At 56.7% G+C, this 8,341-nt stretch carries 10 protein-coding genes; 8 read left to right on the forward strand and 2 right to left on the reverse strand.

The window, feature by feature from the left end:
• The coding region (locus tag B2590_RS05400) for a hypothetical protein (RefSeq protein WP_286847882.1) at positions 1-204 on the forward strand (204 nt) is incomplete at its 5' end.
• A 34-nt stretch (positions 205-238) separates the two neighbouring features.
• Positions 239-598 (forward strand): hypothetical protein, encoded by a 360-nt coding sequence (locus B2590_RS05405; protein ID WP_051946860.1) that lies wholly within the window; start codon positions 239-241, stop codon positions 596-598.
• 34 nt (positions 599-632) lie between these two features.
• Here the strand turns inward: B2590_RS05405 and B2590_RS05410 are convergent, their stop codons facing one another.
• Positions 633-2,192 (reverse strand): multicopper oxidase family protein, encoded by a 1,560-nt coding sequence (locus B2590_RS05410; protein ID WP_075194537.1) that lies wholly within the window; start codon positions 2,190-2,192, stop codon positions 633-635.
• Positions 2,192-2,413, reverse strand: a complete 222-nt coding sequence (locus tag B2590_RS05415; protein WP_036206272.1) for a hypothetical protein — start codon at positions 2,411-2,413, stop codon at positions 2,192-2,194. Before B2590_RS05415 ends, B2590_RS05410 begins: the two co-directional genes overlap by 1 nt.
• Before the next feature lie 165 nt (positions 2,414-2,578).
• Here B2590_RS05415 and B2590_RS05420 point away from each other — a divergent pair, with 165 nt between their 5' ends.
• The 6 genes from B2590_RS05420 to B2590_RS05445 form a co-directional block, all read left to right on the forward strand.
• Positions 2,579-2,980 (forward strand): MerR family transcriptional regulator, encoded by a 402-nt coding sequence (locus tag B2590_RS05420; RefSeq protein ID WP_036206275.1) that lies wholly within the window; start codon positions 2,579-2,581, stop codon positions 2,978-2,980.
• A gap of 69 nt (positions 2,981-3,049) precedes the next feature.
• Entirely contained in the window at positions 3,050-5,536 is a 2,487-nt protein-coding gene (locus tag B2590_RS05425; protein WP_075194538.1) for a heavy metal translocating P-type ATPase, read from the forward strand.
• Positions 5,537-5,567: 31 nt separating this feature from the next.
• A complete protein-coding gene (locus tag B2590_RS05430) occupies positions 5,568-5,753 on the forward strand; it encodes a hypothetical protein (RefSeq protein ID WP_075194539.1) in 186 nt (61 codons plus the stop codon).
• Positions 5,731-6,480 (forward strand): TVP38/TMEM64 family protein, encoded by a 750-nt coding sequence (locus B2590_RS05435; protein WP_083637138.1) that lies wholly within the window; start codon positions 5,731-5,733, stop codon positions 6,478-6,480. The genes B2590_RS05430 and B2590_RS05435 overlap by 23 nt, the downstream gene beginning before the upstream one ends.
• Positions 6,481-7,149: 669 nt before the next feature.
• Positions 7,150-7,935: a thiol:disulfide interchange protein DsbG gene (dsbG, locus tag B2590_RS05440; protein WP_227716685.1), complete on the forward strand. Its 786-nt coding sequence runs from the start codon at positions 7,150-7,152 to the stop codon at positions 7,933-7,935.
• On the forward strand, positions 7,935-8,341 hold a 407-nt coding region (locus tag B2590_RS05445), incomplete at its 3' end, for a cytochrome c biogenesis protein CcdA (protein ID WP_286847883.1). The genes dsbG and B2590_RS05445, both read left to right, overlap by 1 nt.

An 8,341-nucleotide genomic window follows, 5' to 3' on the forward strand; every position in this document is an offset into this window, starting at 1 on the left:
GGTTTAGCGGGGGCAACTACACATCGTTCACCAGATCCTAGCAGTTTTTTATGCCACTGCCATTACTTTCTGGAAATTCAAAATCGCGTAGTAAGGCCTATCCGTTTTTTTTACAAAACGCTTGACCTTAAACTTTACTTCAACGTTATTTTTGAAATCTCTGGTTGCAGGGCTATTCGCCGCTACAGCGGTGAACCTAAGTGACAGAGATCGGTTCTGGAAAATGGGAGGAATTATAATGAGTTGCTGTAACAAATCGAACTGTGACGAAAAGGGCAAGACGAACCAGGATACCGGCTCACGAGGGCTTATGGGATTGCTGACAGGGTCACGGCGCTGGTGGGTGTTAGGTGCCATTGGTGTCACCGCCGGACTGGTTTTTGGCTGGGATACGCTTGTGCTGCTCGGGGTCGCGCCTATATTGATCTTCCTCCTGCCATGTCTGATCATGTGTGGCCTGGGGTTGTGCATGAACAAATCCAAGGACAAGAAAGGCTCGGTGACCGCAGTTGAACAGGCGGGCGAGGCTGGTGATGTCCAGTCGGTGGCTTCTCAGTCCAGGGTCTCGGATGCTTCACGCTCGACGAAAGCATTCTGACAATGAGTGTGCGCTAAGAGGGATGTCGTGGCGTTTAGCCTTGCACCTGAAAATAGCGCATCATTCCTGCATCTTCATGTTCCATGTTATGACAGTGGTAGATGTAAAGGCCGTCAAAGCGCTCGAATTTCATCGCCACCTGAACCGTTTCACGGGGCATGACCAGAACCGTGTCGTGCCAGCCACTGTCTACCAGGCCCTGCTGTAAACTGTCCGAGTTGCCGCCTCGTCGCCCTACAACATTGAACTGCAAGCCATGAATATGCATCGGGTGAGGCATTGGTGTGCTGTTGTGGAATTCCCAGATTTCCGTGTCACCAAGGCGGACTTTTTCGTCATCCGCGACATTCGTTCCGTCAAACCGCCGGCCATTTATGGCAAATCCCCGCATCATCACCGGGCTTAACTCGAACGACCGGATTCGCGTATTGCGGTTTACCGGTATTTTTTGCCGCTGCACACCTAGCTGTGCCGGTAAAGGTTCGCTGGCCTCTACTGACTCGGCCACCTCCAGCCTGGCCAGGGGGAATCGGCTGCCGAGGGGCAGGGCGTTGCTGCCCATCATTCCCATTCCGCCCATCATGCCTGCCCGGAAACGGTCACTGATAAGCTCCAGCGCATCACCCGGCTGGAACTCGGAAAGGTCGACCCAGATATCAAGCCGCTGAGCCGGAGCCAGCACGGCGTAAGGCCTGTCTTCCGGTTCCTGAAGAAGGCCGCCGTCTGCACCGATAACGGTGACAGGTCGCCCGTCGCTCCAGGCCAGTTTGTAGATGCGGGCGTTGGACCCATTGAGAACCCGAATTCTGTATGGGCGGGTGGCAACCTTACGGGTGGTTGGAGGTGCCCCGTTAGCCAGCACTCTATCCCCGATAAAACCGTGCATACGATCCATCATGGACCCCATGCCACCGCCCATGTAAACCAGTTCATTGTTACCAGCAAAGGTGCGGTCCTGAAGCACCAGTAACAGCTCGTTATCGCCCGACGGCAATTTGAGGCCCGCTTCCTCTTCATCTTCAACGATCAGGAGCCCGGCCAGGCCCGCGTAACTCTGAAATCCCACGCGACCGCCCTGCTTGCCATGGGCATGGGAGTGGTACCAGAACAGTCCGGCCCGGTCCAGTACCTCAAAGCCTACAGTCATTGTCTCGCCTGGGCGGATCGGAAGTCTTGGTTGTCCGTCTACGTCGGAAGGCACATGAAGCCCGTGCCAGTGGACGGTGGTGTCCTCTGGCAGCTCATTGTGAATATGGATTTTGACGGTCTGGCCGTGGCGCAGCCGGATCGTTGGGCCGAGGTAACTGTCCGGGTTTTCGGTGACTGTGTTTTGCGGGCCTTTCAGCAATTCCGCCCTATAGCGCCACACTTCACTGGGGGCGCCCGGAAGAATGGGCACCGAATCGGGCATGGCGTGAAGATTCAGTTCAACATCGTATTCATCGGAATCAAGGCCGAGCGTTTCCGATTCAACCGCTTTTACCCCTCCATCACACCCGGTAAGCAGAAGTCCCGGCGACAACGTGAGAAGGACGCCGGTGCCCGCCGCAGCCCGAAGGACCGTGCGCCTATGGACACTTTTTTCCCTGCTCATCACTTGTTCCTCAGGTATTTGATCAGTGCCAGAATCGCCAGTATCAATAGCACAACCAGAAGAATCATTATCATCATCATGAATAGCCCCATACCGCCCATGCCCTGCATCATGTTGCCACCCATCATGCCTTCTCCCATGCGCCCGGGCCCATCAGCGAATGCGAAAAGGGGCAGGAAAAGTCCTATCATCAGCGTAACCAGCCTTTCAAAAACCTTCATTACAGTGTCTCCGTCTTTTTGCCCCACTTGATTTAAAGCGGGGCCTTGGCCCAGTTTGGTGCATCGCCCCCGATCTGACAATGCATGAAAAATACCTTGACCTTAAAGTTTACTTTAAGGTTATGGTTAGGATAAGTCATTGACCACTCGTTTTGAGGTGCAGGAATGAAAACGTTCAATATCGGCGAACTCTCTGAAAAAAGCGGCGTGGCCAGCCATGCCATTCGCTTTTACGAGCGGGAAAATCTCATGCCAGAGCCTGCCCGAACCCAATCGAATTATCGTCGTTACCCCGAGGATGCGATCGCCAGGCTGCAATTCATCATCCACGCCAAGCAATGGGGTTTCACCCTTGATGAGATTCGCGAACTCCTGATGCTTCAGGACGCCAATGGCGACCGCGCCGAGGCCAAGCGAATTGCAAAGAAGCAACTGGAAAAAATCCGGCATCAGATTCAGAGCCTGTCCCGCATTGAGGCCGTCCTGTCGGAAACCCTGGAGGAATGCTCCGGTGAAGGACCCATGGACGGCTGCCCGATTGTCGAAGCCATAGCCCAGCGAGGGTGACGCTGCCAGTTGCCTGCGAATGAACTGATTAAAGGCACGGAGTTAGCTGTGCCGAGGAGCCAAACGGGTATGCAACGAATAGAGATTCGTGTTGATGGAATGTCTTGCGCTTCGTGCGTCGGGCGGATTGAAAAGGCGCTCATGGGTGAGCCCGGCGTTGCGGAAGCCCAGGTGAATCTGGCGACCGGAAAAGCCACCGTGGAATTTGACCAGCCTACCACGCCGGCCATGCTAATCGACTCGATTAAGGAGGCGGGTTACCAGCCACGGCTACAGTCGGCTGAGATTCCGGTCGTCGGCATGAGCTGCGGCTCCTGCGTATCCCGGATTGAGCAGTCATTGAACAAGCAACCCGGCATGGTTAAGGCCAGTGTCAATCTGACTACCCGGAAAGCGTTTGTGGAGTTCCTGTCTGACACCCTGTCAGTGCCGCAAATTCATCAGGCGATCCGCGATGCGGGATATGAGCCTCAGGAGCCGGACGCCAGTAGCGAAACGGAAGAGCAGGACAGGGAGGGCATCGACCTCCGCCGGAAAGTGCTCTTCGCTGCAGCTCTGACTATCCCGGTAGTTCTGATTGCCATGGGCAAGATAATTCCTGCTCTGGAGGCTCTATATGCAAGCCTCCTGCCCCATCGCGGTTGGATGGCCGTGGAATGGCTGCTGACCACGCCCGTAATGTTTTACGCTGGGGCTAGATTTTTCCGCTCCGGTTACGTTGAACTGCGTCATGCCAGCCCCGGCATGAACAGCCTGGTCATGATCGGAACCAGTGCCGCGTATTTCTACTCGGTGGCGGCATTATTCGTTCCGGGTTTCTTTCCTGCAGGCACGGCTCAGAGCTATTTTGAGGCGGCGGCGGTGATCGTGACGCTCATTCTGCTGGGACGCTACTTCGAGCACGTCGCCAAAGGCCGGACGTCGGAGGCAATCAAAAAACTTCTGCAACTGCAGGCGAAGACCGCCCGTGTCATTCGGGACGGGGACGTCGTCGAAGTGCCCATCGAAGCCGTAGTACCTGGTGACCGTATCCAGGTGCGCCCGGGAGAACGGGTTCCTGTTGATGGCGTGGTGGAAGAAGGCCAATCCTACGTGGACGAGTCCATGATCAGCGGCGAGCCCGTTCCCGTGGCCAAGCAGAAAGACGCCGAGCTGGTGGGTGGAACCATTAACAAGAACGGTTCCCTGACGTTCCGGGCGACCCGGGTGGGTGCGGACACCGTTCTGGCACAGATCATCAGAATGGTGGAATCGGCTCAGGCTGATAAACCCCCGATTCAGGCGCTGGCCGACAAGATAGCGGGAATTTTCGTTCCCATTGTGATTGTGCTCGCGATTCTGACGTTCATCACCTGGTTCAGCTTCGGGCCTGCCCCGGCACTGTCTTTTGCCTTCGTGACAACGGTCAGTGTGCTGCTGATTGCTTGTCCCTGCGCGATGGGCCTGGCCACGCCAACAGCTATTATGGTCGGAACCGGTAAGGGCGCCGAAATGGGCGTGCTGTTCCGCAAAGGCGCGGCCCTGGAGACACTGTCTCGGATGGACACCATCGTCCTCGATAAAACCGGCACCCTGACTCGGGGCCAGCCTGAGCTGACAGATTTCATACTGGTGGAAGGCCGCGAGGATGAGGTCCTGGCCTGGGTTGCGGCTGTAGAGACCGAAAGTGAACATCCCATCGGGGAAGCCATCGTCAAGGGCGCAAGGGATCGGGGCCTCACGTTACCCGCGATCAGTGAATTCCAGGCGGAGCCGGGCTACGGCATCCAGGCACAGGTGGCCGGACGCCGGATCAATGTGGGCGCGGACCGTTATATGCGCCGCCTCGGTATCGACCTGGCCAGCGTCGCCGACGATGCGGTGTCACTTGCTGAAAAAGCCAAATCCCCGCTGTATGTTGCCGTCGACGGACGCCTCGCCGCGCTGATTGCCGTGGCCGATCCGCTCAAGAACGGCTCGGTGGAAGCGATTGCTGCGCTCAAGTCATCAGGGCTCAGCGTGGCCATGCTCACCGGTGACAATCGCGCCACCGCCGAGGCGATTGCGCGGCAAGCCGGCATCGAACGGGTACTTGCGGAGGTATTGCCGGACCAGAAAGCGGCCGAAGTGAAGCGCCTGCAAGAGGAAGGTGCCCGGGTTGCTTTTGTGGGTGACGGTATCAATGACGCACCGGCCCTGGCGCAAGCCGATGTGGGTATCGCCATCGGCACCGGTACCGACATTGCCATCGAGGCCGGCGACGTGGTTCTGATGCGCGGCGACCTCCGGGGCATCGTGGATGCTGCAGCGCTCTCCCGGCGCACCCGCAAAACGATCCTCGGCAATTTTGTCTGGGCCTACGGATACAATCTGGCACTGATCCCCGTAGCCGCAGGTGTTCTGTTCCCGTTTACCGGTTACCTGCTCAACCCCATGCTGGCTGCGGGTGCTATGAGCCTTTCCAGTGTATTTGTGGTGACCAATTCCCTCCGGCTGGGCCGGTTCAAATCCAATAGCGGAGGCTCCGCGGCGAGCAATATCAGCGAAAGCGGAGCCGCACAGGCCAGCGTCTCCTAAGAGGCCTGGCACACAGAATCAGGAGATTGACATGATGACAAATGAGGCATGCATGTTTGGAATGGCGGGAATGGGGTTGATATCCCTTTTGCTCATCGTCGCCCTGGTACTTGGCGTCGCAGCCCTCGGCAAGTACCTGTTTTCGACAAACAGGGACGATTCTGGACGCGCGAGTAAGAACGCCAGAGGAGATTATGACTACCACCCTGAAGCATGAATTTCATCGGGTACCCATGGCAGGCATGGGAGTTAGACCGAACGCAAAAGCAAAAGTAGCCGGGGTTCTGCTCTTGCTGGCTGCACTGGCTGCGATCTATTGGGTCATGCTGGAGACCGGAGCATTGACCGCCGTGACCAACAAGGCGGCCTTGTCGGAATGGATTGACCAACTGGGGTATTGGGGGCCGGTGGGTATCATTGGCCTGATGATCACGGCCATTGTCCTGAGCCCGATCCCCAGCGCCCCGATCGCCATGGTTGCCGGTGCGGTGTATGGATCGCTATGGGGAACAGTGATCGTGGTTATCGGTGCTGAGGCCGGCGCACTGATCGCTTTCGCCATTGCTCGATCCTTGGGGTACGACGTTATCCATCGCTGGAGGCGGGTACGTCCGGTATTGAATTGGCTGGGCAAGGACCGCTCCCAGGGCGGGTTGATGCTTGTCATTTTTGCGTCGCGATTGGTGCCCTTTATCTCCTTCGATGCCGTCAGCTATGCAGCCGGCCTGACACCGATCGCGTTCTGGCGATTCGTGGTCGCAACTCTGGCCGGTGTTATTCCGACAGCGTATTTGATCACAGCGTTTGGTGGCTTGCTCATGGCATCTGAGTCCGGGGTGGTGACCGGGCTTCTGATCCTGGTCAGTGGCATTACCCTGTTACCGATTGTTGCCAAGCTGCTTTTGGCCCGACGTCGGGGGCGAAAGAGCGTGTTCCAGCAGTAAAATCCGGAGGAGCTTGTGAGTGTAGGCTTAGTCATATTTTGTCAATGGAAGAGAATGGAGGCGCGAGGATGAGTAGTTTCTGTGTGCTTGGCGCCTCCATCAATGTGGGTTACAGTGGATCTTGCTTTTCCACACGTGAAAGGCAGTAACTGTTCTGTAATCGGGATTTCGATGCAATGACCAAGCGGCTTTTGGGACTGACAGCCATGCTGCTCGCAGCTTATTTCCTTGTTTCACAGGTGGGTGCTGCGACTTCTCATGGAGTGGAGCCCATGGGTGAAGCTTGTGTCCTTTTGCCGGATGCTCAGGAAATGCCTGACTGCTCGAGGCTCCTGGCTCAGGGTAGCTGTAGCAGCACGTGTATCTCTTCCCATGTCGGCAAATCTGCAATTCTGGATTTGCCGATATTATCGTCCTCTCTTTTTCCCTGGGACCATTCTTCACATTCTGGCCGTGTACTTTCAGGGCCAGACCCCTTTCCTCCCAAATATTCAGCAATTTCCTGAACCTTTGATCGCATGGGGGGCTCGCTTCGAGCGCCTGCCGTTCGATCTAGCGGTATGCCACCACGTAGTCAGCTACACCTGGTGGCTTCTTGTTGAATGATGAATACATAAAGATGGGAGCGTCCCTGTGATGTCACTCTGTATGGAACACCCGGCGCGGGGTATGACCGTGCTATTCCGTAAGCTTTCGATAGCACTTTTTTTGAGTTTGTTTGCGGCTCTCGCGTATGCGTCACCAACGATGGACCCGGGAATCGAGGCGCTTCAGAAAAAAGTCGGTTTTACGGTAATTGAACGCTTCTCCACACCAGTTGGGGGCGTGACCGGTTATGTTGTAAAGACCGGGGATGGAAAAGCCGGAATCATCTATGGTGTCGGTGACTACACTTTTTCCGGTGCGCTTCTGGAGAGCGACGGCACCGATCTGACTCGTCAGTACACGACACGCTATATATCAGAGCCAATGTATGCCTCCGTTGCCGAGAAGCTTTCCCGGGATACTCACTTAGTCAGCGAGGGCGGAAAGAATGCCCCGGAAATCTATGTGTTCGCGGATCCCAATTGCATCTTTTGTCACAAATTCTGGCAGCAAACCCGAGATTGGGTAGCGCAGGGGAAAGTCAGGTTGCACTGGGTCATGGTTGGTTTTCTCAAGCCCTCCAGCCTGGGCTTCTCCGCCGCAATCATGAATGCAGAGGATCGGGCCGGAGCGCTCCAGGCGTTCGAGGAGAACTTTGGTAACAATGGTAGCGGGGAGGGCATTTCCGAGCTCACGCCCGTACCGGCGAACCTCAAGGCGGCGCTTGAGCAGCACAGCAAGTGGATGGCCGAACTGGGTTTCAGTGGAACGCCAGGGCTGCTGTTCAAAGACACGAGTGGTCAATGGCAAGGCCAGACCGGCGTGCCTGGGCAGGAAGCGCTGGGAAGGGCGCTGGGGATAGCTGAGTGATGGATCAGTTGCCTTCTTTGCTCATTGCCGGCCAGATCATGATGGCGGTTATGGCAGGTCTACTGCTGAACCTGACGCCCTGCGTGCTGCCCGCCATCCCCATCAAGGTCCGGACCATCCTTCGGGAGGCGGGCGGCCAGAGGTCCCATCGGGTGCTGGCCGCGCTGGCATTCACGGCCGGAACACTCACCTTTTTCCTGACGCTGGGCGGCCTGACCGCACTGCTGCAGTGGAACTGGGGCACGTTGTTCCAGTCAACGCTATTCGTGGCCGTCCTGGTTGCGTTGATGGTCGGGTTTGCGGTGATTACCTGGCTCGATCTGCCCATCCCCGTCCCGACATTCGCCGCCTCGGCGCATGGCCGGCGTTACTTTGAAGCCTATGTATCCGGGCTGTTGAGTGCGAT

It is taken from the genome of Marinobacter sp. UBA3604 (assembly GCF_002375325.1).
In the GTDB taxonomy this organism is placed as follows: domain Bacteria; phylum Pseudomonadota; class Gammaproteobacteria; order Pseudomonadales; family Oleiphilaceae; genus Marinobacter; species Marinobacter salarius.

Coding starts and splice junctions, on each gene's coding strand:
- B2590_RS05420 (WP_036206275.1), top strand. CDS start 2,579: ATGAAAACGTTCAATATCGGCGAACTCTCTGAAAAAAGCGGCGTGGCC.
- B2590_RS05435 (WP_083637138.1), top strand. CDS start 5,731: ATGACTACCACCCTGAAGCATGAATTTCATCGGGTACCCATGGCAGGC.
- B2590_RS05425 (WP_075194538.1), top strand. CDS start 3,050: ATGCAACGAATAGAGATTCGTGTTGATGGAATGTCTTGCGCTTCGTGC.
- B2590_RS05415 (WP_036206272.1), bottom strand. CDS start 2,413: ATGAAGGTTTTTGAAAGGCTGGTTACGCTGATGATAGGACTTTTCCTG.
- B2590_RS05410 (WP_075194537.1), bottom strand. CDS start 2,192: ATGAGCAGGGAAAAAAGTGTCCATAGGCGCACGGTCCTTCGGGCTGCG.
- B2590_RS05430 (WP_075194539.1), top strand. CDS start 5,568: ATGATGACAAATGAGGCATGCATGTTTGGAATGGCGGGAATGGGGTTG.
- dsbG (WP_227716685.1), top strand. CDS start 7,150: ATGACCGTGCTATTCCGTAAGCTTTCGATAGCACTTTTTTTGAGTTTG.
- B2590_RS05405 (WP_051946860.1), top strand. CDS start 239: ATGAGTTGCTGTAACAAATCGAACTGTGACGAAAAGGGCAAGACGAAC.